Source organism: Candidatus Trichorickettsia mobilis (assembly GCF_034366785.1).
Taxonomy (GTDB): Bacteria; Pseudomonadota; Alphaproteobacteria; order Rickettsiales; family Rickettsiaceae; genus Trichorickettsia; species Trichorickettsia mobilis_A.
On sequence record NZ_CP112936.1, the window covers coordinates 1 to 24,669 of the forward strand.

24 protein-coding genes and 1 pseudogene are annotated in these 24,669 nt (G+C 31.6%); 3 read left to right on the plus strand and 22 right to left on the minus strand.

Translation table 11 applies throughout. From position 1 onward, the window contains the following. The 7 genes and pseudogenes from Trichorick_RS07615 to Trichorick_RS07645 form a co-directional block, all read right to left on the minus strand. Window positions 1–357 (minus strand): annotated as a pseudogene (locus Trichorick_RS07615) (hypothetical protein); the annotation flags it as partial. Then, window positions 357–632, minus strand: coding sequence for a hypothetical protein (locus Trichorick_RS07620; RefSeq protein ID WP_323739074.1), 276 nt, complete (start codon window positions 630–632; stop codon window positions 357–359). The pseudogene Trichorick_RS07615 and the gene Trichorick_RS07620, both read right to left, overlap by 1 nt. Window positions 633–647: 15 nt before the next feature. Further along, complete coding sequence (locus tag Trichorick_RS07625) at window positions 648–1,019, minus strand: hypothetical protein (protein ID WP_323739075.1); 372 nt, start codon at window positions 1,017–1,019, stop codon at window positions 648–650. A gap of 15 nt (window positions 1,020–1,034) precedes the next feature. After that, the gene (locus Trichorick_RS07630) at window positions 1,035–2,678 is read right to left on the minus strand and encodes an autotransporter domain-containing protein (protein WP_323739076.1); all 1,644 of its coding nucleotides are present in this window, start codon (window positions 2,676–2,678) and stop codon (window positions 1,035–1,037) included. Next, the gene (locus tag Trichorick_RS07635; protein ID WP_323739077.1) at window positions 2,675–3,727 is read right to left on the minus strand and encodes a DnaA N-terminal domain-containing protein; all 1,053 of its coding nucleotides are present in this window, start codon (window positions 3,725–3,727) and stop codon (window positions 2,675–2,677) included. The genes Trichorick_RS07630 and Trichorick_RS07635 overlap by 4 nt, the downstream gene beginning before the upstream one ends. Window positions 3,728–3,852: 125 nt before the next feature. Next, window positions 3,853–5,151 carry a group II intron reverse transcriptase/maturase gene (gene ltrA, locus Trichorick_RS07640; protein WP_323739127.1) on the minus strand — a complete coding sequence of 433 codons (1,299 nt, stop codon included), beginning with the start codon at window positions 5,149–5,151 and terminating at the stop codon, window positions 3,853–3,855. A gap of 2 nt (window positions 5,152–5,153) precedes the next feature. Further along, a complete protein-coding gene (locus Trichorick_RS07645; protein WP_323739078.1) occupies window positions 5,154–6,116 on the minus strand; it encodes a hypothetical protein in 963 nt (320 codons plus the stop codon). Between the two features lie 244 nt (window positions 6,117–6,360). Between Trichorick_RS07645 and Trichorick_RS07650 the strand changes: the two genes are divergently transcribed. Beyond that, complete coding sequence (locus Trichorick_RS07650) at window positions 6,361–6,807, plus strand: helix-turn-helix domain-containing protein (protein WP_323739079.1); 447 nt, start codon at window positions 6,361–6,363, stop codon at window positions 6,805–6,807. Between the two features lie 7 nt (window positions 6,808–6,814). On the opposite strand, the gene Trichorick_RS07655 is transcribed toward Trichorick_RS07650, so the two are convergent. The 13 genes from Trichorick_RS07655 to Trichorick_RS07715 form a co-directional block, all read right to left on the minus strand. After that, complete coding sequence (locus tag Trichorick_RS07655; protein ID WP_323739080.1) at window positions 6,815–7,576, minus strand: tetratricopeptide repeat protein; 762 nt, start codon at window positions 7,574–7,576, stop codon at window positions 6,815–6,817. Between the two features lie 46 nt (window positions 7,577–7,622). Continuing rightward, a complete protein-coding gene (locus Trichorick_RS07660; protein WP_323739081.1) occupies window positions 7,623–9,131 on the minus strand; it encodes a hypothetical protein in 1,509 nt (502 codons plus the stop codon). After that, window positions 9,124–10,602: a hypothetical protein gene (locus tag Trichorick_RS07665; RefSeq protein ID WP_323739082.1), complete on the minus strand. Its 1,479-nt coding sequence runs from the start codon at window positions 10,600–10,602 to the stop codon at window positions 9,124–9,126. Before Trichorick_RS07665 ends, Trichorick_RS07660 begins: the two co-directional genes overlap by 8 nt. 627 nt (window positions 10,603–11,229) lie before the next feature. Then, the gene (locus tag Trichorick_RS07670) at window positions 11,230–13,665 is read right to left on the minus strand and encodes a hypothetical protein (protein ID WP_323739083.1); all 2,436 of its coding nucleotides are present in this window, start codon (window positions 13,663–13,665) and stop codon (window positions 11,230–11,232) included. Window positions 13,666–13,882: 217 nt separating this feature from the next. Next, window positions 13,883–14,389 carry a helix-turn-helix domain-containing protein gene (locus tag Trichorick_RS07675; RefSeq protein ID WP_323739084.1) on the minus strand — a complete coding sequence of 169 codons (507 nt, stop codon included), beginning with the start codon at window positions 14,387–14,389 and terminating at the stop codon, window positions 13,883–13,885. Window positions 14,390–14,463: 74 nt separating this feature from the next. Next, window positions 14,464–14,841: a hypothetical protein gene (locus Trichorick_RS07680; protein WP_323739085.1), complete on the minus strand. Its 378-nt coding sequence runs from the start codon at window positions 14,839–14,841 to the stop codon at window positions 14,464–14,466. A gap of 40 nt (window positions 14,842–14,881) precedes the next feature. Beyond that, window positions 14,882–15,547, minus strand: coding sequence for a ParA family partition ATPase (gene parA / locus Trichorick_RS07685; RefSeq protein ID WP_323739086.1), 666 nt, complete (start codon window positions 15,545–15,547; stop codon window positions 14,882–14,884). 616 nt (window positions 15,548–16,163) lie between these two features. Continuing rightward, entirely contained in the window at window positions 16,164–16,628 is a 465-nt protein-coding gene (locus tag Trichorick_RS07690; RefSeq protein WP_323739087.1) for a hypothetical protein, read from the minus strand. 8 nt (window positions 16,629–16,636) lie between these two features. After that, on the minus strand, window positions 16,637–18,439 hold the full coding sequence (locus Trichorick_RS07695; protein ID WP_323739088.1) for a hypothetical protein: 1,803 nt from the start codon (window positions 18,437–18,439) through the stop codon (window positions 16,637–16,639). A 292-nt stretch (window positions 18,440–18,731) separates the two neighbouring features. Next, entirely contained in the window at window positions 18,732–19,403 is a 672-nt protein-coding gene (locus Trichorick_RS07700; protein WP_323739089.1) for a DNA-3-methyladenine glycosylase I, read from the minus strand. A 37-nt stretch (window positions 19,404–19,440) separates the two neighbouring features. Continuing rightward, window positions 19,441–20,022: a recombinase family protein gene (locus tag Trichorick_RS07705; protein WP_323739090.1), complete on the minus strand. Its 582-nt coding sequence runs from the start codon at window positions 20,020–20,022 to the stop codon at window positions 19,441–19,443. Beyond that, on the minus strand, window positions 20,019–20,423 hold the full coding sequence (locus Trichorick_RS07710; RefSeq protein ID WP_323739091.1) for a PIN domain-containing protein: 405 nt from the start codon (window positions 20,421–20,423) through the stop codon (window positions 20,019–20,021). The genes Trichorick_RS07705 and Trichorick_RS07710 overlap by 4 nt, the downstream gene beginning before the upstream one ends. Then, window positions 20,420–20,677 carry an AbrB/MazE/SpoVT family DNA-binding domain-containing protein gene (locus tag Trichorick_RS07715; RefSeq protein ID WP_323739092.1) on the minus strand — a complete coding sequence of 86 codons (258 nt, stop codon included), beginning with the start codon at window positions 20,675–20,677 and terminating at the stop codon, window positions 20,420–20,422. Before Trichorick_RS07715 ends, Trichorick_RS07710 begins: the two co-directional genes overlap by 4 nt. Before the next feature lie 425 nt (window positions 20,678–21,102). Here Trichorick_RS07715 and abiEi point away from each other — a divergent pair, with 425 nt between their 5' ends. Both abiEi and Trichorick_RS07725 read left to right on the plus strand, forming a co-directional pair. Further along, window positions 21,103–21,654 (plus strand): type IV toxin-antitoxin system AbiEi family antitoxin, encoded by a 552-nt coding sequence (abiEi, locus tag Trichorick_RS07720; RefSeq protein ID WP_323739093.1) that lies wholly within the window; start codon window positions 21,103–21,105, stop codon window positions 21,652–21,654. Then, window positions 21,638–22,789, plus strand: coding sequence for a nucleotidyl transferase AbiEii/AbiGii toxin family protein (locus Trichorick_RS07725; RefSeq protein WP_323739094.1), 1,152 nt, complete (start codon window positions 21,638–21,640; stop codon window positions 22,787–22,789). Before abiEi ends, Trichorick_RS07725 begins: the two co-directional genes overlap by 17 nt. A gap of 26 nt (window positions 22,790–22,815) precedes the next feature. Here the strand turns inward: Trichorick_RS07725 and Trichorick_RS07730 are convergent, their stop codons facing one another. Together Trichorick_RS07730 and Trichorick_RS07735 are read right to left on the minus strand one after the other, a co-directional pair. Then, complete coding sequence (locus Trichorick_RS07730) at window positions 22,816–24,114, minus strand: type VI secretion system contractile sheath domain-containing protein (protein ID WP_323739095.1); 1,299 nt, start codon at window positions 24,112–24,114, stop codon at window positions 22,816–22,818. 24 nt (window positions 24,115–24,138) lie between these two features. Further along, complete coding sequence (locus Trichorick_RS07735; RefSeq protein ID WP_323739096.1) at window positions 24,139–24,645, minus strand: hypothetical protein; 507 nt, start codon at window positions 24,643–24,645, stop codon at window positions 24,139–24,141. Between the last annotated feature and the right edge of the window lie 24 nt (window positions 24,646–24,669).

Below are 24,669 nucleotides of genomic sequence, written 5' to 3' on the forward strand. Positions count from 1 at the left end.
ATTACCTTTTGAATTACGTTCATTGGGATTTGTTCCTCGTTCTAGCAATAGTTTCATTATCGAAAACGATCCCGGATTAGCACCCGCTATCATTAACAATGTTTGTCCGTCTCGGTTCTTAGTATCGACGTTTACTCCTTGATCCAAAATCTTAGCTAGCTCAGGCAAGTTATTTTGCTTGATTACTAGGTTTAGTCGCTTCTCTAGCCCTCGGCTAACGGTCGCTTGTTTAGCAAAAGCTCGGTTAGTCGATATCGTTATTACGGCTAAAGTAAGAGTACTAACTACGCATACGATGAAAAGCCTTCTAAAGCAGCACTCATTTGTATGATCATTGTTGATTAACGGTGTTATCATTATAGGTTATCTCCCTCGTTCTTCTTTTTTATATGTTGAAATAATTCCGCTATCAGTAAGTGTATTTCTTCTATTTCATCGCATAGCAACTCGAAAGAAGTTCTCGTTGATTTTAGCCCCGCGATTATTAATTTGTTAGAATCCTCGTCCTTAGGACTCTGCTCCGTATATGTTTTAATATCCTCTTCTTGATGCTTGAGCGTAGACTCTATAGTCTCCAATTTATTAAATATTAGAGTTAGAGATTCGTTAATTTCTTCAATAGCACGACTCATAAGCACCTCCTTTTTTTACCTACTATCTTTATTATTTTGCGATACTTCTTCCTCCGCTTCGCCGAGTTCGTTTTGCTCGCCCTTGAACTTATATCCGGTAAATTCCGCAAGGATAGTCATTCTCTCGGATGCCTCTCTGTCGAATTGTCCGGTCATAAAGAGCTTGTCGGAATATTCTTCCCTAGCGGTAATTTTCTTTAGTCTTTTCGTTTGCATATCCATAAAAGATGAGGCTTCGGTTATAAATTTTTCCTCTATTACGATCCTCTTTCTATTATCGACGTAATTTGCCGCTGATATCGCTAATAGCGCAACGGCAACCATACTTAGCAAGATATTAACTCCTTGTTGCTTGCTCAAACTCGTACACTTTTTACCTACTTCCATTCGTTATTCTCCGTATTAAATATTCACTCTAAATTTAATATAACCCGTGTTACCTAAGTATTTACTTTGCCCTGCTCTCTCATATCCAAGGCTCGCTTCAATTCTGCTTGAAACCAAAGTCAGGCTTGCCCCCAAATTATATGAATCTTTAGCAACGGAGATTTTGTCGTTAGAAAGAATTCTGCCGCTTGCATTCTTTAGGTTAAGTTTTTTTGATTTAATAAGCGGCGAGTTGCTATAACTAGCGGAAACTTGCGGAATTAGTTGAAAATCGTCGTACTCAAATATAGTCGCAAGAGACAAGCCCGGAGTAATAGAGAATTTTTGAATACCGGTTTTACCGGTAGTTAAATTACCTTGTTTAATAGCCGCAAATTTTACTCCCTCATAAGAGCCGGTAAGGCTCGGCACTAATACTAGCGAAGCTATGGGTAAATAATAATTAGCACCGATATTTGCGCCAAAAAGCTCTCCTTTTAATTTAAAACCGTTATCCTCGTTTAAGAACGATTTATATTTAGTCTTACCGTAAAGTTTGCCGAAAGCGATACTACCGGTTAATACTAAACGCTCATCCGCTTGTATACTTCCGTAAACAGAGCCGATTATAGAACGAGTGTTCGTAGAGAAATTAGAGTAATTAGTATGACTATTATTAGTAGTAGCTTTTGGTTTTAAGCTGCCGAGATTAGAACTTAACATTATACCCAAAGTCGTATCTTCATCGATTTTGCCGTCAAAACCGATAGTTGCTCCGCTTAAATGTTGTTTTATTTTACCGGAATCTTTTCCTTTAAATAATCCGGTGCCGATATTTCCCGCTAGCCATACTCCGTAATTTAGCGGTTCATCACCGGCAGATATTCCAGTGCCTTGGTTATCGGCTAAGTGAAGATATGATAGACGGTTTGCAAGCAGTGATGACAGATTAGCCGTTTCATTAAAAGCCGACTCGGTGGCGGTCTCTATATTACTCTTGGCAAGCCGGCTATTTGCTATATCTTCACCGGCGATGATCTTTTTGTATAGGCTACCTAAACTATTTAATTGCAGGATACGTATAGCTTTTGCGTCGGTAATGCCTGCAAGAGCCTCTCTTGCCGCCTCAGGAGTTAGGTTTGCCTGATCAAGCACGCTAAGAGCTATTAGATTCTCGGCGGTAAATGCGCCGCAACTTGATCCGTCATTTTGCTGATTTACTTGCAGATCAATAATTTCGGCATTCGGTGCAAGCTGTTTAATAGCTTCTATGTACCTGCCGCTCTCGCTAGTCGTACCGCCAAAGCTACTACCGAACGAATCATTGTAGAATACCATGATATCACCGCTCGCTTTTGTCCTAATAGCAATAGCCGTCCAGTGATTATTATTTAAGTTCACCGGTATTAAAGCAGGTTTACCGGTTCTTGCCTCAATTAAAGCAGCTGCCGCCACATCACTAATTAATGAGGGAGAATTAGGCACGGCAGGAGCAACATAAACCCTATCGCCGAGACGGTTGGCAATAACTCCTCTCACATCTGAATCATCGTACCAATAACCGATATTTGCTATTTCTGGATTAATATCTGCTGCATATGAATTACTCATAACAACAAGCTTGAGAATACTAGTTGCAAGAGCGATTTTAATTAAATGGCGCTTAAAGTTTCTGTTCATATAGCAACCACTCCCGTTAATTGATAATTTTCTTTCGAACAGATATTATCAATTAGCTGTAAGTAATTACTTTGTATCCAATCCTTAATAAATCTGCTCGGTGCTTTTAAAGTAAGTTGTTTACGCGTCGGATCTTCTTCAGCCGTTAATTTACTGAACCAAGATTTATCAAGGCCAAGTCCGCCAGAACCGTAATAATCAATAAGGTTTTCTCTAATTTTGCCCCATACTCCTTCAAATACTGCCGTGGTTATTGAACTTGTTTGTTGTTTGCTGGCGGTAGGTGTTAATACTGAAATATCCAGATATCTGATGTGATTGCCGTATACTGACTGCGCCTGTTGCAACAAAAGATCTTGTTGATGAGTAGTTAGATCTAATGTTGCAGCGGTAGTAACGACTAGTCTCTCTTTATTAACTTTATAGCTGGCACCGTTGAGCAATGAATAAGCTATATCGGTGTGAAAAATTCCTGCAATTTTACGTTTTAATTTTGAAATATTATCAGTAGCAGTAGTAGCTTCGATCGCTTGGAGGTATTTTTCCTTCGATGACTGTTCGTTAGCATTGCCAAATCTGAAGTTACCGTTACTGACTTGAACCGCATCTCTAATCTCGTGTAGCAGAATCTTGCTCATATAACTCAACACTGAGTTTTTGCTAAAAAACTTACGATCGGGATATTTACTTGCCAGTTTTAACATCAATTGGTTGATAAAGTTCAGGTCAAAGTTACGACCTGATTTGCCGGTTAGCACATCAGCATCGTCTTGAACAAGCGGGTGGAACTCGGTTAGTTTTTTACCCAGAGTTTGAGTGATTCTAGTGTAAGCGCTAGGTTTATAGGTGTTCGAGGAAGTGTTTGTTTCAGAGTTGGTTCGAGAATTATTCTGATCGTCAAAAAAAGCTTGTGATTGTTCAAGGTTTGTTGAAGTAGTTGTGACAGGAGTGTGAGTTGCTAATTCCAATTGTTTTGAATTTTTCTTTAAATCATTTTTTTCAGAATTAGATCTAGATTTCTTTTTTAGATATTGTCGGGTAGAAACCATAACATTTACTCTATATTTATATTTAAATTAAAATTAGTTTCGATGCTATGGTACCCCCAGAGAACCGTGCTTGCGGTTTTCCCGCACACGGCTCTTCAATGGAACATTTGCTATTAAAGCTAGAATTAATACAGCACATAACATATCCTTGGTGTTGGTAACGGATTCCATTGTAGGTATCTTAGATATTGGTCGAAATTCATACTTTTCTTCTGACTGCGACGATTTACCCATTTAAATACAATGGAAAAGATGTTGTTATAAAACTGTTGAAGACAACGATAATTACCGCTAACTCCAAAGTAATTATAATGTCCTGTTAATTTGGATTTAAGTACTGGCCACCATTCTTTAAGACACAATTTATTACGTATCTTCTTTAACCATTCCTTAGTTTCCTTAAGCTTCCGACACATATTTTCTTTACTAGTCTTATGGCCAATAACAAAATATCCTTGTCTACTCTTACCGCAATAATGCGTAAAACCAAGAAAGGTAAAAGTTTTTACCTTTTCTTTGTTTCTCTGAGCTTGTTTCCATACCTGTCGTCCAAATTTTAGAATTTTGGTCTTATTTTCTGATACCCGTAGACCAAACTTTTCTAACCTTGCGTGAAGTAATTCCAAAAAGCTCTTTGCATCTTTTTCACTTTCACAACATACTACAAAGTCATCACAATAGCGTATTAGCTCTATGTGTCCTTTTGCTTGTGATTTAATTTCTTTCTTAAACCATAAGTCTAGTACGTAATGAAGATAGATATTTGCAAGCAATGGACTAATTACTCCTCCTTGAGGAGTTCCTAGCTCAGTTACTAACTGCTTTCCATCCTCAACTACTCCAGCTTTTAAGAATCTCCTTACTAACCATAGTAAATTACGATCAACAATTTTCTCCTCTAAGCAACGTTGTAGCCAATAGTGATTAACATTATCAAAGAATCCTTTAATATTCACTTCCACGATATAGTTAATCGGTTTAGTCATAACCGCTTTGTTTAATGCTTTTACTGCATCATGACAACTCAACTTAGGTCTGAATCCGTAAGATATATCCAAAAACTCTGCTTCATAAATCTGTTCTAAGATCTTCTTTAGCATAATTTGAACTAACTTATCTTCAACTGATGGTATACCAAGCCCACGCTTCTCATTTTTACCTGCTTTTGGGATGTATACCCTTTTTACCGGTTTCGGACGATACTGTTTTGACTTCATTGATACCACTAATTGACTAAGCCTCTCTTGTAAATTCTGACCGTAAGATTCAACTGTCTCACCATCAATCCCACAAGCTTTATTAGCTTTTAGTTCTTGATAGCATTCTGCAAGATTAGCCTCATTCACATGATGTATTAACGATGTAAATTTTAGCCGTTTATCTTGCTTCGCTCTTCTAGCTATCTGATTAAGTTTAACCTGCATCATTACCGTAACCTCAGCGTGTTAATTTGACTGGTACTTAACCAGGCTTCCCATTGCTGACCGCTTCCCCATGCACATAGCTTTCCTATACTCCGAGTACTATCAGTCAGTCCGACTTCTTCTGTATCATTTGCTGGTTCTTGTCTATTTTGACTTGTTCTTACATACTCTTTCGAGAACACAGAAGATCTCCCAAGTTCACGTAAACTCCATCTCATATCATGCCACGGACTCAGACCCCGATAGAGTGAGTGATGACTTACCATAATGTCACCCTTCATGTTGCCTTCCGCACTAAGAAAAACGTCGGCCTCTATGATTTTATATATTTCGGGGCTCAACACCTTCACTTGCGTTGCAGCCTGACATGTCACTTCTACTGGCTTCACTACATTTGTCACCTCCTGTAGCGCAATAGTCGTTTCTATGATGTTGGTTAGACTTTGCATAGGTCGGATTCTCACCGACTGAATTTTACGCACTTTCCTTGGCGCACTCTTATCTATATTATCCGTAGAAATTTCTTTGCATCCGTTATCCTCATTTCGATCACTAAAGAGAAATTTTTTTGCCTGTTGTTGGTCTGTAAGTTTTAAAACTTCTACGATATTAAGTATCAAAAACAGTTCGTTCGTGAATAGTCTACCGTACATACGCACGGTTCTAAGATCACGCTTAACCAAGCCTGCTTTCTCAAGCCTAACTATTCCTGCTTTAACTTGAGATAGACCAAAATTGAATTTTTGTTTGAAGTATGAAAACTTTAACTGAAATTCGCTGTTACTCTGATAACGATGTAAAAACACCAATTCGGATAGAATGGTAATAGCAACAGTATCAGACTTTCCTCCTGCACGAGTTAGATTATGATACCAGATGTGTGGTACTATATTCCCGCTGAGAGAAATATTATCAGTCCCCACGCCTGCACTATTGCAGCCGGAATGGTTTTGTGTTATAAGCATAATTACCTATGTTCTTTAGGTTATAAGTTTTAACAACAAGTACTTTCTAGCGACCAAACTTTATAGTGCTTGTTGTTTTTTGTTTAATACTCTAGTTTTCAACTCTCCAAATTTAGCATTTTTTTTAAAATACCTAGTGTTCTCATATTTTTAAGTGTATTCTTTCTAATTATAAAAAATAGATTATATCATATATTTAATAATTTCAATACTTTTTATACTAAAAATTTTAGTTTGTATATAGATGTTAGCAGAAAAAATAAAAGACCAGATTTTAAATAGGATAGAAGGCAAGAATTTATCTATATCTTCTTTAGAGAAAAAAGCACAATTATCACCAAATACAATTCGTAATATAATATACGGTACTTCTAAAAATCCAGGAATTAAATTATTAGCCGCTATTGCAGAAGTATTGGAATGCAGCATAGATGAGCTTTTGGGGGAAACTACCTCAAACGAAGAAAAAATTACTACTCCGGCTATAGAATATAATACATTAGTAGTAGAGCTGTTTGATGAAGTGGTCAATGTTGTAGAGAATTACATAAAAATAAATAAAGTTACGATCCCTTTTGAAACTTTTTTATTTTTTATAAAAGAATCATATATTTTTTCTTTAATTAAGAACAACAAAGAAGTAAGCACTAATTTTATAGAGTGGCTTATAGAAAACAACATTAATAAATAAATAGTTTTTATATTCTTACTTTCTGCCTTTGTATTGCAAGATATATTTCTTTAGTGCGTGGGTGCTTTATACCAAAATATTTATTATGTAATTCATAATATTGAGTCGCAGTATATAAATCTTCAAGTTTTAATGCTATCATAGCAAGCTTTGTATAAAGCTCACTTAAAGTATCCCACTCAATTCTATCTTCAAACCGTTTGTTATATATCTTTAATGCTTTTTCATAATAGTTTTTAGATAATTTAAAATTACCTTTGTTATAAATAATATCTGCATATACTACATATGCCGATGCTAAATCATCATTTAGATCAGCATTTGAGGTATGTTCTTCTATTTTCATGGCTCTGCTGATATGAGTATCAGCATCTGATATTTTTCCTAATTTATTTTCTATATTTGCTAAAGTAATTAATATTCTAGCTTGAAGTTCATGATCAGAATCAACATAATTAAAAGAATCATTATATAAGCCTCTAAGGTTATTATATGCTTCTTGTACTTTATCTAACCTTACTAAAATTTCTGAGAGCAACACAATGTCAGGAATTACTGTGAAATTATCATTAGGAAACTCTTGCTCTGTAAAACTTTTTCCTATTTTTATAGTGTTTAAAGCTTGATTAAAATTACCTTGTTCCATTTCAAGTTTTGCTTTTATAAAATAAAACAAGCCGGTATTTGCTTTTGGAGAGTATTTTTTTAAGATCTCTTCAACTTCAAGGATATAATTAGCAGCATTGGATAAATCTCCAGAGTACAACAATGTTTGCGCTAGCTGACATAAAGTTACGTATTGTATAGATAATCCTTCAGGATTTTTTAATAAATGCTCTTGATTTTTCTAGATCATGAATACTAATTTTATAATCACTGTAAGCAAAATCAGTCAAAACTGCTTTTAACATATAATATGTTCCTAGATGCATTTTAGATTTATTGTCTACAAATTGATAATTATTATTATTAATCATTTGTTCTAGATATTTCACTAGTTTTGCTGATTTTTCGTATTGCAAATTAAACATATACACACGTAATAATTTGACTGCCAAGGCAAATTGCTCTTTTGTAATTACCTCAAAAGCTTTTGATTTTTCTAATACTTTTTCTGCATTTTTTATTATTACAGAATTGTTTTGTACATAATTTATTAAATAACTTGCGTCTCCAGGTTCAGGAATTTGATTTGATATTACTTCCAATAAATGTTGAATGTTTTCTTTGTCTTGAGACAATTCTATTGTTTCTTCCGTTAACATCACTTGAACTAATTTATGCATCTGAAAATATTTTTGTTTTTTATCATTAAACTCATCATTAACACTAATTATAGAATATCCTATCAAAGGTTTAAGTGTTTCTAAATATTTTATGACTGTATATTCCGGTACTGAGTCAATATAAGCGTTTTGTAATATATCATTGGCTATATTTTCATTATCAAGGTATTTACAATACAACAACATTCTATATGAGTTTGGATAATTACTTTTAATTCTATTAAAAGTTAAACTAATAGTATGAGAAAAAGTATCTTTATATAAATTGTCTTCATACTGACTATCTATAACTTTAAATACTTTATCACTAGCAGTACTTATCAATTTAGCGTACTCTTTTACAGTTACACTAGGATTCTCAAGTAAAAAGGCAATGGCTTGGTCTAAAGCTAAAGGGTAATCGCCCAATATTTCCGCTAAGAGAGAAGAGTTTGGTTTATTGGGCAGTTTTTTATTGATAAAATCTATAGATTCTTTTCTGGTAAATCGTTCTAAGTCAATAAAAGAATTATATGAGATTTTGTATCTAGAACAAAAAATCAAGTTAGTTGATTTAAAATCTGTTAATGTATAAATTTGATCTGCGCATAAATTATCTTTGTTAAAATTATCGAATATTAATAATATTTTTGGATTATAGCTTTTAAAAAAATCTTTAATTTCATATAATATAATATTACCCGAAGTATTAATTTTAGCATTAAAGCGAGGAATGCTATTTATTTTTTCAGCTAACCCAACCAACTGGGAGTTTAATTCATTATCACAATCAAACCACCATATTATATCATATTTATTTTGTGATACTTGAATATATTTTCTTACTATTTGAGTCTTACCAATTCCTCCCAAACCACTTATATGCACTACTTTATTTTTATTTAATAATTCTTTGATTTGTTTTAAATATAGAACTCTACCTTCAAAATATTTTGACGGTTTTTGTGAATTGTTTATGATAGCAGAATCTGTAACAGATAAAGCGCTGGGCAGGAAAGATGATAGTATGTATAATAGTATTACAATATTTTTATACATCGTTTGCGTAATCTCTTAAATTTATCACATTATTATTACTAGGAGTTTTCTTATCTGAGTATTTGCTCACTTGTTTAAACGGTATATGTAACTTTATTTTATTCAAATTTTTTTCTTTTATGCTTATATATTTTATATGGTAAAAATCTAATAATTTTTGCAAGTCATCCATTCCGAGAAAAAATATTTCATCACTTGCTACAGGTACTATGATATCATTAAGACTATTATCTTCGATATATAAAATATAAAGATTATCAATTTTATTTAACGATATAAATAATTCATCGTTCTTTAATAGCCTTGTAATTACTAACCTTAATACACTATATATAATTTGTTGAAAAGCTACTTTACTTACATCACTATCTATTAATACTTGGTTTATTTCTAAGGATACAACAATATTTTTATTCTTAATTTGCTGAGCAAAAATTGATAATCCTGTATTGATAAATTTCTTTATTTCTATAATTTCTTCTTGATAAACTTTAATTAATTTATCTGAATTCCGATAACTAATATTTATAATTTGTTTCAAAAGCCAATCATGTTTTGTTTGCTCTTGGAATGAATCTAAATGTACAGCAATTTTATTTATGGTATTCAATTCGTGTTTTAATTGCACAAAAACATTATGCGTAATTGATCGCAAGATTTTAGTTTCTTCTTTAATATTATTCAATTGATCTTCAAGTTGTCTGTGTTTCGGAATCAACTCTTCCAATTCTTTTTTTATGGCTTTTCTGCTGCTACTTATGTCGTTATACAAGCTATATAAAAGAGCTCTTCTTAAAAAGAAATATGTTAAATTAACTATAACAAATACTATTAGTGTCAGCAGGATTGATGATTTTATAATTTTACTTTTTTCTAAAATTATAAAACTATTTTGATAACCAAATACTAAGTAAACATCTGTTAGTATCTTGATTTTTTGTTCCAAAATTAGTTGAGTATGGTTATCTTGAATAAAATTGATAGGTATTTTAATAAATTCTGGCAATAATTTGTCTTGTACTTCTAAATAGTAACTTATTTGATTAACGTTATGATCAAATCTTTTAAACTCTTTGTTCAATAGGTTCACATCTATAATACATGATAAATTGCTATTTCGATGATTCCATATTAACTGTTTTATATCTTTTATAGGTTCTTCCAGAATAAAATCGTTTTCATTATCATGCTTCTTAGAAAGACATTTATAATTTTTTATATAACTTAAGTCATATACCACCAATTGATGTTTATTTTTATCAGAGTGATTTTCCATACTATATTTTAGCTTGATAAAATCATCTGCTAATAATTTAAAAAATGAATTTAACAAACAATTCTTTCTATGTATCAAATCTTTGTTAAATCTATTATATTCATAATAATAAAAACTAATTCCTATTATTAAAGATAATATAAAGAGACAAATTGTTGAAGCAATAATATCTTTTTTAAGAAATTGTTTAATCATTTAGCAAACAAGAATTAAAATTTACTAATTAATAAAAACACAATTATACTAACAAATAATTAACTAAAGTGATATTTTAGCATTATTTTATAATTTTCTTTTAAATAATTAAATGCTGTATTTATACCGAGGTGCTAAGTCAATATAATGGTACCCAAAAATTTACAGCTAACAGAGTAAATTTAACCTGTGTCTACTTTTATGAATAAGTGTAATCAGCATTATATCTAGAGTTAGACCACTATTGATTTATTTTGGTTCTGATAGTGTCTTAGGAATCAAGTGCTAAATTTGACCTTCTCTTTCAAGATACATGTCGTATCTATTAGTCGTTGTTTATTTTTAAACTCATCAATAATTAAACTATTAGTAGTAATACTATCTCTATTTTACCCTAAAACAACTGAATATGAACCTGATTTAAAGAAAAACTTTATAGAAGCGGACTTTAAAAGATCATTCATTTCAAGTTCCTTTAACTTTACAAAATATTATATATTTTATTATCAACAATCGTACTTCCAAAATTACCTACCTTAGGTTTACGCCGGTTGTTAGTTAATTATTAATATTTGCATCGTATAATCCCGTACTCCTTTATAGTTTTATCTTTAAAGGAGACCTATATCAAATTTTCTTGTATTTTAAAGCATTGAAAATACCGGATAAAGCATTGTCTATTTTAGCAAACCCTTGCCGAGATTGTTGATCATGTTCAACCGGATCTATATAACCAACATTGGAAATTGATAAATTTTCTACATTATCTAATACCGATTCGGTTTTGTTAATATGTGGTAATCTTGTGCTATATCCAAAGAACTCCTTGTCTTTTATAGGTTTTAGCGTCATCACTAAATCACCGCAGTCGTTTACTTCAATAGTTTTAAGTTTACCGAAATATTGCTTATGGTCAATGGTAGCAATTTCCATTATATCTGTATTACTGCCTTGTAGTTTTAAATATCTTTGCTCATCTGATATATGCGATAAATCTATATCATAAAGGTTAATATCTTTAGTTCTATTATCTATAATATCAAGGTCATCACGGTTTAACCGATGCCGTAAGTTAAAGTCTCGGCGGTAATCGTGTCTATCGATTAAATTATTCCCGATATCATCAAGCATGCCGTAATTTTGTCCCAGCTCAATCTGATATTGATTATTAGCAATATCATTCTTGCTCTCTTCTCTCCCTTCGGTAATCTTACTATTCAAATCACACCATCTACCGAGTAATTTATTAACTTCTACTTCTAAGGACTTTATTTCTCTAGACAAAATACCGGATTCTTGATATTTCCGCCTATAATGCTTGAACTCATACTGCAATACCTCAGCTTTTGCTAGCTCTAGAGGAATTTTCCATGTTCCGCCGACTATAGCTTTCCAAGCTACCGACAATGCGGTATCTATCTCTTTATCCCTAGAAATAAAACCGAGTTTAGTAGGTTTCCAGCTAGCAGCATGATGGATTAGTTGCTTGGCTAGCTCATGTTTGGTTAATCTTTCGGCATAACCTTTGGCAAGTTTTTTAGAAACAAGCGAATAGGCAAACTTTCTAGCCTTATCGGCTTTATCTCTTGGTAGTTCTTTTAATTTTTCTTGAATCAGTTCGGAATGAATATTAAATTCTTCCTCTTTTTTTTGAGTATCGATATTCTTATTACAATCATCTTCTTTAAACCTCTTTAAAAATTTAGCAAAAAGAACTTTTGGCGTAGCCCCTAAGTTACTTTTAATATCTTTTATTTTTAATAAGAAGTCTTTATTTAATAGTAGTCCAGATTTGGCGAAAGTAGGGTCAGATTTGATTCCATCGTTTTTCTCTGCTTTATTATCAATGGTTTCCAGAGTGGGTAAAGTTTTAGAAAAAGAATCAGACGAGGCAAGATCTTCTGATGTTTCCAATTCTTTCATTACAGAATCAATATAGTTATCTGTTGGTGAGAGAGGAATATCAGTATTATCAATTATTGATTCTAATGAAGAGTTTTTCTCTAAATCCAGATTGAACTTTATACCATTTAGCATCAAATAATTTTCCATTAATCTTGAATCAATAGTATTATCAGCTATTGTGACGGATCTATCATTTGGGTTAAGATTAGAGCGATTTTTTACTTTTTCTAATTTTAAAAAGCAATCACTCGGTAATGAAAGAGTGATTTTCCATAAAGACTGATCTTGTCGTTCTTGGTCAATGCAGCTGTACTCATGCTTATTTCTAGTATAGAAATGCTGAGTTTTAATAAACCCAAGCTTTTCTATGGTTCTTATAGATTTAGATAGATGCTTGGCATCACAAGAATATAGATCAGCAAGTTCTCCGTAAGAAGAGATAAAAGAAAAACTAGAATCATTATTATAGCTATATTTGCCTACTTCTCTGTTTTGAAGCATATAGTTTTTATAACACCTAGTGTAAAAACTCAACCACAGAATCTTCTGTCTAGGATTTAGATATTCATTAGAAGTAATGATCTTAAGAAGATCATAATTAAGTTTAATGAATAACTTAGTTCTATCTAGATAAGACCTTTTACAATCAGTGAATTTATTATAAGTATCATGTTCCCCTGCTCTATCAGAAAACTTATCATTTAAATGATTAAAGATGGAAACAGGGAGAGTCGGAATAATAAGATTTCTTTTGTTTCTACCTATTTTATCCCAATCTTTATTTATAATAAAATAGCCTTTCTGTACTAAGCTTTGTTGCATAGTAAAAACTAAAGAACGAGAACATCCAAGGCGATCAGACCAGTCTTCACTTGGTAAAGCGCATGATCTATGGTGATTTTTATTCTTACTTACTAAAGCAAGGCTATCGGCTAGTAAGTAGTAGAGTTTTTCGTGATTGGTAAGGTTAGTAGTTGTAAGAATGTGTTCAAGTACGCATCCAGTGATTGGAATATAGGATTTTGTCTCTGTTAGAGATTGGAACGTGGTAAGGCTAAGATTAGTATAATCATTTAAGTTAAAAGATAAGTAATTATCTACAGTAAATAGTTGAGAGTTACTCTCAACTAGTGATAAATTTTGCATTTTTTGCCCCATAACGGAGCTAAAAATCAAAGATTGCTTGACTTCTTCTATAAAATAGAGTAGTTTGTATGTATAAGAAGTATCCGTCCAAAGATATCTTATTTTACAGTAAAAACTTTTGTTTTATGAGGTGTTAAGTTCCTTGTGTTCTTAGCGCCTTTTTTTATTCAAATAAGTTAGATTTGACGAGTTTAACTGATGCTCGATCTTTAGTCAATAATTTTCGTATTTATTTTTTATCTGATAAGGATATTGTATAACAATCTTTATATGATATTTTGTTATTTTCAAACCAATTCCTAATTTTAAGAGATGCTTCTTTTTCTAGAGGGCGTATATATTCATTGTTTCTTAAGTGTTCTGCTCTGGAAATGACTTGTCGGGTTACTCCTATGAAATTAGCTAAATCAACTTGAGTCATATTAAGAGCTATACGAGAGGCTCTAAGTTGAAATCTAGTTAAAACACAATCCTCATTATTGGATCTTTTTACCTCTTCACGCAAAGTAACGCTATTCTCGTCAGGAAATATAATATTATGTGATTTAAAAAATTCAGTTAATAGTAAAATGTTATCAGCGGATGTCTTTAAATTTTCAAGGTTACCTTTATGTTCCCATATTGATATTGCTGCTCCGCTTAACCCTAAGCAATGACCTATTTCCCTTACTCCTATTCCTAGCACAGATCGAGCTGCTCTTAGTTGAAAATTTTTTATAATAATATTATTCTGCATATTGCTTGTTTTATAATAAGGAAGATGATTGATTACAATTAATATAGTATTAACTGTTTGTATAGTAATAATAGTTAAATATTCTTAGGCCTACCGATCTTGATTTTATTTACTAATTTATAAGAGCTTACTAATTCCTCATCAGTTAATTTGTTTAGGAGAATAAGCCCAGCTCTTATTATTTCTGATTTAGTAGCACTAATTTTATTTTCTAATAATTTAGTTTTACAAACATTTATTAAATTGTAATCGCTTTCTGGCAAAGTAAAGGTGTCTCTAATAACATTAATTTTTGTTTCTAATGCAGTAGATTTTTGAAATTCAGAGGAATCATTAAACAAGTTATCTGCTGCTAAAAATCGATCTTCAATAGATTTTTCTGTTTTGTTTTTTGAGGCTTTACGTTCTTGCTCTAGGCTATGTTTAAGAGAATTAAGCATATCTTTTTTCATATGTACAAACTATTTGTATAATTAATATTATTTATACTATTTATATAGTTAATATTTCAATTATTTCATTTTTTAAAGCCGTTATTTCTTGAATAGCTTTATCTGCTCCTTTTATGTCATACACTGTTTTGCCTAAAACTGCTGATTGTCTATAAGCGGTTCTTAAATATAAATGTGTTTTAGAAACCTCAATCCCAAAACCGTTTAAAACCTCTAGTACTTCTTGTGTCAAATTCACGTTAGTTTGACACATATTTGGAATTATACGTGATTTTAATCCTTCATTAATCTGCTGAATCCTTTCGATTAATTCCTGAATACCTACGGCCGCCCATAGATCAGCCGGACTTGGTATTATAGGGATTAAAACTAAGTCTGATATCATTAATGATGACTGAGGTGTTGCACTATCTACTGCTGGAGGGCAATCTATTAATATATAGTCGTACAGTCCTATATATTTTTTGATTTCTCTATGAACTTTAGCTCCTGCGGCACTTAAACCAGCTAAATGTGACGGAAAAGGAGATGAATCCTCAGCATTTGCTGCCCACCGTGTAGCAGTTCCTTGGGGATCAGCATCGACTATAAGTACTTTAAAAGCATCTTTGCCGAGTGCGCCAGCTAATTGCATGGTGATGGTAGTTTTGCCACACCCACCTTTTTGATTAGCTATTGTAATAATCTTAGTATTTAATAAATTCATAAAAAACAATATAAACAGTTTATATAATATATATTATATTAATTATAATAATTTAATAAAAATATGCAATATAATTAGTATAGTAATAACTATACTAACAATTAATATAGTTAAAAGATTAAGGTGGGATGCTTGTAAGATATTAAGAGTTATAAGAAGAATGTTAGATTAGTGATTAAAGAATTTAATAGAATTAGTCAAAGCTACTATTCTAGAAATTAGTAGCTTTGTAAAAGTGAATCTAGAAAATATTTTTTATATTTTCTCCGACAAGATTTTAAGTACCCGAAGCTTAGTACACTTATTGTTTATACAACTTAAAAGTAAATATATAGTAAATATTTAACTTTTAATTGAAACATTTTTTTGTTTGATATAATAACTAACTAGTCCAGAAAACAAGTGATTTTCAATAGGGGAGGGTGGATTAGAAAAAATGGCTTAAAAGAGATCTAAAGTTTATACGTCAAACATGCCGCTTTGCTGCACGTTGCACGGAAAAAAACTTCAGGTATTTTTCGTGCAGCATAATTTTATATAGCATAGTGGTAATCTTGACCTAATAAATCAGACGAGTGATTGTCATAATCGAAATTATAGAATATAAGTAAAATTTTTAAAATTCATTATCTTCTAATAATTTTGAATTACCTGCTAAATCTAGCTCAGGGTATTCTTGATCATGGGTAGATAAATTACCATAATCTATATAACTATCGTTACTGTCAAAATTACTTTCTTTACAAAAACTACTTATAAGAGAATCAACTTCTTCAGAAACAACATACTCTTTTTTTGCTGATTTAAATATTTGTTGTAATTGATGATACCTTATTGACTGCTCTGTGTTATTGTTTTTAGGATCGAGTTCTACTTGCTCTGTATTATACATGTAATCAAGTAATATCTTTAGCAGGGGTGTATTGTTATGAGAAATTGCAATATTAAAAAACAAACCATTTTCATGTAATACATCAATCACGCCGACTTCTTTCGTACTACTTTTTAGAAACTTTGTTATCATAACAACATTATTACGTTGGCATGCAAGTTTAAACCCAGAGTAACTTTGTTCTTTCATATAATACCTCAAATTTCATTATAATAACTAGTAAAATTTTCGTTCAAATTATTAGCAAGCAATTCCACTTCTTCTTGCTGTATACCATTGTAGGTAGAAACTGTTTCTAGCCACATTTTTTGTATTTCATTTTGCTGTAATATTGTGTGGTTAAATGTTTTAATAAACTTCGATAACTCGATTGTATCAATTTGTGAATTATTAAGCAAAGCCTTTAAAAGGCTATCTACTTTTTCTAACACTTGTTGATTATCGAGATGATCTGTTGAAGAAAGCAGTGACTTATATAATTCTATTTGTTTTTCATAAAATTCTTCTCTTTTCTCAATAGCAGTTAGTTGTTTTCCTCTGAATGGGTAATCTAGAAAATTAGTAGTACACATTTTGGGATCTATTGTACTATCATAATTTTTATTATTTGTTATAGCTGCGATAATCTTATTTATAGGTACTTGATCAAATATAATGTTGTCCAAAGAAGAGAAGCTTAACTCTATTTCTTTCATATCTTTGATGGCCAAAGTAAATTTAAAAGCTATATCAATACAATCTCTAAACTTGTTAAAGGCAAGACCAGTGCCAACACTATAATATTTTTGACATAATTGTAAAACTTGCTCTACGCAATCGTTCCATTCTTTTTCATTTTTAATGTTTTTCACTTTTGCTGGTTTAAAAGATTCATTAATAAGTGCTTGTACTTCCTTGAAACTAGAACAAATACCAAGGTTAAAATGTTCCTTACACAAATTTAAAACTAATTCTATTCCTTGTTGGAATTTTTCTGTATTTTTTGTGTGTTGTAATAAAGATTCGTTAACACATTTTTTCAACTCACTTAACTTCACGTTATGTATAATTTGGCTATTTTGTTCATAAATTTTATAAAGTTTAGCACTTGTTTCTATTTGAATATTTTGTTTTAGTGATGAGCTAATTATTTTATTAACTCCAAGCATATTTAGATGTTGACTAAACTCTGAGTTACTTGGATCTATAATTAAAAAGGTGAAATCTTCCTTATTGACTATAGAATTTTTTCTACACAATACAATAGTATGAGTTTTGGGTTTATTCGTTTCTTCATCTATTGAAATTAGACCATCTTTACTTCTTTCAAATATATCAATTAGTATAGCTTTATGCTGATTTTGTAGAGCATTAGTTATAGCGTCTGCTAATAATGAAACTTCAAGCGGATGTAATATTTTAAAATTTATAGAATCAGAGACTTGTTGGGTACCACTTTTTTTACTTCCTTTGTCGCTTCCTTTTTTTGATTGTCCTTCTAGATTATTTAAAGTCTGATCTTGTGATTCTATTATTTTATTTAGTATATGGTTATATGAATTAGCAATATTAGTACTCACATGAATATTAATACCATGACGTATTACACCTAAACACTTATCAATAAAAGTACAAGGTACTTTTTCTTGCGTATTATAAATTTCAAGTATTTGATTATAATTCTCTATGTAACTTTGTTCTTTTACTTGATTAAAAAACTCGTTTTCAAGCTCTGCTTTAGCAGTTTCAATTACTAAATCTTTTGTTTGTCCTTTTATCTTGGATAAGGCAAACAGCTTTGTTTTAGACTTTTTAGGAATTGTATTTGAAAAAACAAGCTCTCCTTCATCTACAATATCTTTTTGTGTATTGAATTGTAGTGTTCTATTAATTGTATTTCGAGGGGTAAGTGAATAATTAGCTATTTCTTTGTATATACTTTCAACTAGTTCATTTTTATCATTTGAGATATCCTCTTCTATATCTTCCCCTTCTCTTTTTAGAAACAATTTAGCTTTCATATATTACCCTTATGAATCAATAGTTTAACAATAATTGATTAATTTTAACATACACTATATTTAGAAAGCAATTAAATTGTTATGCTATTTTATATGCGTGTCCCGCAAACACAGGATTTTGGTGTCTCAAAACAAAACTCTATTTTTACCTAAATAACTAAGAAAATCTGTTTTAAAACTAGTGCCAATAGATCTTGCAGAAAAAACCACAGCATGTATGTTTTATGGAACATATTTTTATAAATATTCTAAAGTACGCTACTTAAATATGTTAGAAAATCTAATTTCCTAGTTAATTACTTAACAATTCATCAGAATTAGATAGGTTATCAGATATCTGCTCATGAACAAAACAATCTTCCGTATGATCATTTACCAAGCCAGTAGCTTGCATATGCGCATAAATAATTGTTGAGCCGACAAAACTCATGCCACGTTTTTTTAGGTCTTTGGATAATAGATCTGATTCCGAGGTACGAGCAGGTAGATCTTGTATTGTTTTGGGAAAATTACACTTAGGTTTACCGTCAACAAATTGCCATATATAATTACTAAAGGAGCCAAATTCTTTTTGTATTGTAAGAAATACCTGGGCATTTTTCCTGGTAGCAAATACCTTAAGCCTGTTTCTAATAATTCCAGTATTTATAAGTATAGATTCCAGCTCTTCATCATTCATGAGAGCTACTTTGTTAGGATCAAATTGTTTAAATAACTCGCGATAATGCTCACGGCGTTTGAGTATAGTGTACCAACTCAAACCTGCTTGTGCTCCTTCAAGAATTAGCATCTCAAAATGTTTATTGTCATCATATACCGGCACTCCCCACTCTAGGTCGTGGTAATCTATATAATCAGGCTTATCTAAAGGTACCCACGAACATCGGTTGTTTGGAACATTAATTGTAGATTTAGATGTATCTAATGTCACAGGAGATGGAATTGAGTTTTTCTGATTTTTCATTTTTATCGGTAATTATAGGCATTAGTTAAAATGATATTTACACGTGATCTGCACTTTTACTCGGCTCAACAAGAATATAATTATACAAGGTACGCCTGGAAATATTAAGCTCACGAGCAATTTTAGCTTTTGGAATACCGAGACTGATTTTCGACTGTAATAGAGTGAGCTGCTCTTGATTAAGGACTGCGGTTCTTCCTTTGTAAAGCCCTTTCTTTTTTGCTAAGCTAATGCCTTCCATCTGTCTTTCTTTAATCAAAGATCTTTCAAATTCTGCGAATGCTCCCATTACTGATAGTAATAGATTAGCCATTGGAGAGTCATCACCGGCGAAGATTAGATTTTCTTTTAGGAACTTAATCTGTACCTTTTGTAAGGTGAGTGTTTTTACAATTTTTCTAAGGTCATCAAGGTTACGTGCTAATCTATCCATAGAATGAATGATAATTATATCATCTTCCCGTACATAGCCGATTAGTTCTTCTAGAGCAGGGCGGTTGATATCCTTACCAGAAGCTTTATCTATAAACTTTTTGTCTAACTTAATACCTTCTAACTGCCTCTCTGGATTTTGGTCAAAGTGACTTACCCTAATATAACCTACTGTTTTTCCGGTCATAGTTTAAGCCTCTCCTTTTTGTTACTAACGTTTATCAATTTTTGGTCAAAAGAAAAAATATCTAGACCAGCCCGTTCTGCTTTCGCAATAAGCAAACAATCTACTATATGCAGATTCTGTTTATGATAAAGATCAAGAGCTAGTAATAATGATTCTTTATCTTCACAAGCAACTCCCTTGTAAGCCAAAAGTTCAGATAGTATTTCTGATATTTTATTTTTAGGAACTTTATAAAATGATGACAGGACAAAAACTATTTCGGTAAAAACTGTTTGCTCAAGAATTAAAAATATTTTACCGGTTTGTACTTGTGTAAAAATCTCTTTAGTTTTTGCTAACATTTCTTTGTTATCGCCTAATAGGTAACGAATAACAAAATTAGTATCACAATAATATTTCATTCTTCACTCGCAAAATCATTAGTCTTAGCTAAAATAGTATTTTTCCAACCCTGTTCTCTTATTTCCTCAAAAGATAGATCTGTATCTTTGGAATAAGAAGCAAGGCTAGCACCTAACTCATGTATTGGAGTAATCAAAACTTGATTCTGATCATTAATAATTAAAGATATAATATTAGTATTAAGAGCGTTACGAACCTTTTTAGGTAGAACTATTTGTCCTTTAGAGGATATTGTTACTGTGCTTACATACATATAGATAGAACATATTATATTTATAATAAAGATATTATAATAAAACATGTCTAATTTCAAGCGCTTACATCATATTGCTATTATATAAAATTACAATAAAAGGTAAAGCATTATTATTAAGGTAAGATATAATCGATACCGGTTACTTTTAGGAGCAAAAACACTCAATATGGATATCTAGAATCTAAGACAGGTGTACAGAGCTGTATATAAAGATTTAAACAAACTCTAGATGCACGTAAAATAGGGTGAAGAGAGTATGAGTATTTGGAGTACACTTTAGATATACATGTTATAGAGTGGTGTTAGTAATTCCATGTATTCCATTATCCTTGAAGTTGTTCTTAAATTTTATTGCATATAATTCAATTTTATTATACTTTACATTAAATTACGATAAGTGTAATTTAATGTGTAGTGATTATATGCAGCCTTTAAGAGTTTTAACTAATCTACTTGAGAAAACTTGTAATAAAGAACATTACTTATTTTCTGACAAAGACTTAAGGCAAGTTTTACCAAGAATTTCAGATGCAGCATTCATGACTCTACTCTCTAGAGCAGCAGCCAGTTGCCACATAGATAGGATATGCCGTAATTTATATGGATATAAAGCTAGTAAATATTCTAATGGGCTATTATTGTTTCATGCGGCTAGTTATCTCCGTAGTAAGGAGTTTAACTATATTAGCCTTGAAACAATCTTAAGCGATACTGGTATAATTTCTCAAATACCTATGCAATATATTACTATTATGACGTCAGGGCGAAGTAATAAAATAAGTTGCGGTACATTTGGGACTATTGAATTTATACATACAGTTCAAAAGCCTAAAGAAATCATGGATCATCTATACTATGACGTGGATTGCAGGCTTTGGAAAGCAAGCATTGCTCAAGCTTTAAGAGACATAAAAAAAGCTCATAGAAACACTAGCTTGATAAATTGGGAGTTAGCAAGTGAATTTGTTCGATAAGTTAGTATCAACTGTTCTTGAGAGCAGAAGCGATCTTAATAACTTAAGGATTACCGTAGAAAAGGAATTATTGCATTTAGATATCCTTAGAATCATGAGGGATAATAACTTCCTTAAAAAGCTTACATTCATCGGCGGTACCTGCTTAAGAATCTGCTATGGTGGAGTAAGATTAAGCGAGGATTTAGATTTTACAGGAGGTCAGGATTTTTCAAAATCAGATCTGTCAAATATGAGTGAAGCTCTAAAGGATAGTTTGGAGCGAAAATACGGCCTTGAAGTTCAAGTTTCTGAGCCTATTAAAGAAACTGGAAATACTAATAGCTGGAAAATAAAAATAGAAACCCGACCTGGAAGTAAAAGTGAGAAAAGTCAACGCATTAATATTGATATTTGCGCTTTAGCATCATATGAGAAGAAGGCGTGTTTTCTTTTAAATCATTACGAAGTGGAAATGGGGGTATCTGGTTTAATTATACAAGGAGAAAGTTTAGAAGAAATATATGTGGATAAGCTAATTGCCTTGGCATTTAGAAATAGAATTCAATATCGTGATTTATGGGATATATTTTGGTTAGAAAGTAAAGGTATTATCCCAAGACTAGAATTTATCCCCAATAAATTAAAGGATAGAAACCGTATTTTTGAAGACTTCATAACAAAATTAGATTTAAAGATAAGGAATCTTAAAGAGAATAAATGCAGTGTCTTCTTAGAATTTACTAACGAAATGCTACGCTTCTTACCTCAAAATCACCTTAAAGTATTAGAACAAGAATATTTTTGGGATATGCTTATACAAACTTTAGATGAGAAATTAAAAGAAGTAAATCATGAGTGTTTAATATTTGAAGTATATAGAAAAGTAAAGCTAAATGGTTTAAGACATGAATGTAAAGTAATAGAAATAACGAGCTCTTATTATGAGATAGAGGTAGAAAAGAAAATTAGAATGAGCTTTTCAAAACTGAAATGTGGTAGCATATCTCTTAACCCCTTTGTTCATTATCTTGATAATAACCAATCCCCGTTGGATACTATCAAAGAAGCTATTGAAGATTCTATTTATACTTTGATTTTAGAAACTGGGAGATATAAAATATTATCTCAAGAAGAGGCTCTACCTCTTCTGTAAAAGGTAATATGATATATTACATTCAGCTATAGCGGATCTATTTTAGTGTTGAGTACAATTTCTGCGGCTGCCTGCATAGAAATCAGATGCGGTTGTAAATAAATCATACAGTTAAAGCTATCTTTTAAGGATTTTCCTTGTGAAATTTCTACTTTAGCTGCTAATAGTGGATATTTATGCTTTAAAGATAAAGGAGTTTCAATATTGGACGAGATATATTGCAACAACCAATTATTGAGATAATTTTGAAACTCACCAATATTGCTATAAAGCCCGAGCTTTTGCCTACCAATTATTTTAATATAGTGAGCCACTCTACATACGCATAGCATATATTGTAAAGTATACAAATAATTTGTGGTTTCATATTTTAAATAATTATTACTTTCTATTTCCAGGCTTCGGATGGAATTATTGCTGTAAAACACCGCAATATCTCGATTCTTTACTTGGCATAATGGAATAAAACCTAGTCTTGCCAAGGCTTTTTCTTTTTGATCGGAGATATAAAATTCCGTGATATACTTAAAAAAGCCAAAAGGGATATTACATTTATTTTCAAAGAAAGTTTCTGCTCTTAATCTAGGAACTAAGCCGAGCTCTTCGTTATCGTTTTCAGGTAAGCCAGTAGTATCCAGAAACCACCCAGTTTGAATAAAAGAAGTAATCACTACTGCAGCATAAGCATAAGCAGCATTACCTAATATATTATTATAGTGCGCTATATCTACGCCTAATATAGGACAATAACTTTTTTTCTTATAATTAACCAAAGAAGGATACAATACTCTGGGAATAATTAGCCCAATAAAACTAGAATTTTTATCATGAGCAAACTGGAGCAGATATTTAAATTTTTTATGATGATGTAAATCAATATTCACTTTAGCTAGCTGAGCAAAATTATCAATATCAAATATATCGGGGGTAATAGTACTGATAAAAGGACAAAAGACAGTGGCACAAATTTTAGCTAAAGATTCTAATACACCTATAGTAAAGGGACACGAGACGTTTAAATCGTAATTTCCAATTATAAGTGATAACGGATTATTCCCAGGTAGCTCCAGTTCATCTAACAGCTTATGAGCAAGAGGGCTATCTAAAGTATTAGTACTATTGATATGATAAGGTATTTCTTCCCATTTTATATTGAGGAGCTTTATTTCAATAGAATTGTGATAGCCAACTTTTACTAAGTAATAAAGCCCTGCCCAAGTAGCACTTAAATCTTTAAAGCTAGTATTTTCAAGAATAACTGTTACTTGAGCCTTAATCATAAGGTCAATAGCTGCAATCAAATTTCTGATAGTTTTTCTAAGCAAGCCAAGCCTATAGTATATGAAAAATTAAGTCTTATTTAAATAATCAATCTCAATTTTATTAGTTGCCTTATCACCGGTTCCTAAAATTGCTTTCACAGCTTGCACTTGATAAGTATCGCTTGCACCCATTGCTAAATGTATAGTTGCTTTATCTAGCTCTACGGTTCTATCTAATTCATATTGCTTAACATCAAGGTTACCGTCTTTCGTTTGATTTACTACTCTCATTAAAGTAACTTTTAGCGGCTCCTGTTTAAGCCTTAAGCCTTCGAGTATTTTATCTAATTCTTCTATTAAGGTAGCTGAAGCTATACCCGCCCCGCCCCCTTCTGCCGTAAGTGTTGCAAACAAAGGATAACGCGGATTAGAAAAAGTAGAATCATCCGATAAATTTACTCTAGTTCCAACATCGGGGAATTCTATATATCTTATAGGATATGCGCCTTTTTGTCCGCGTGGTGCACCTGTCGAATCTTTACCGTCTATTTTTATTAAAAAATACTCCTCGGAAGCAGTAACCGTATCACTCATAAATTTCTCTGTTTCTGTAAAAAT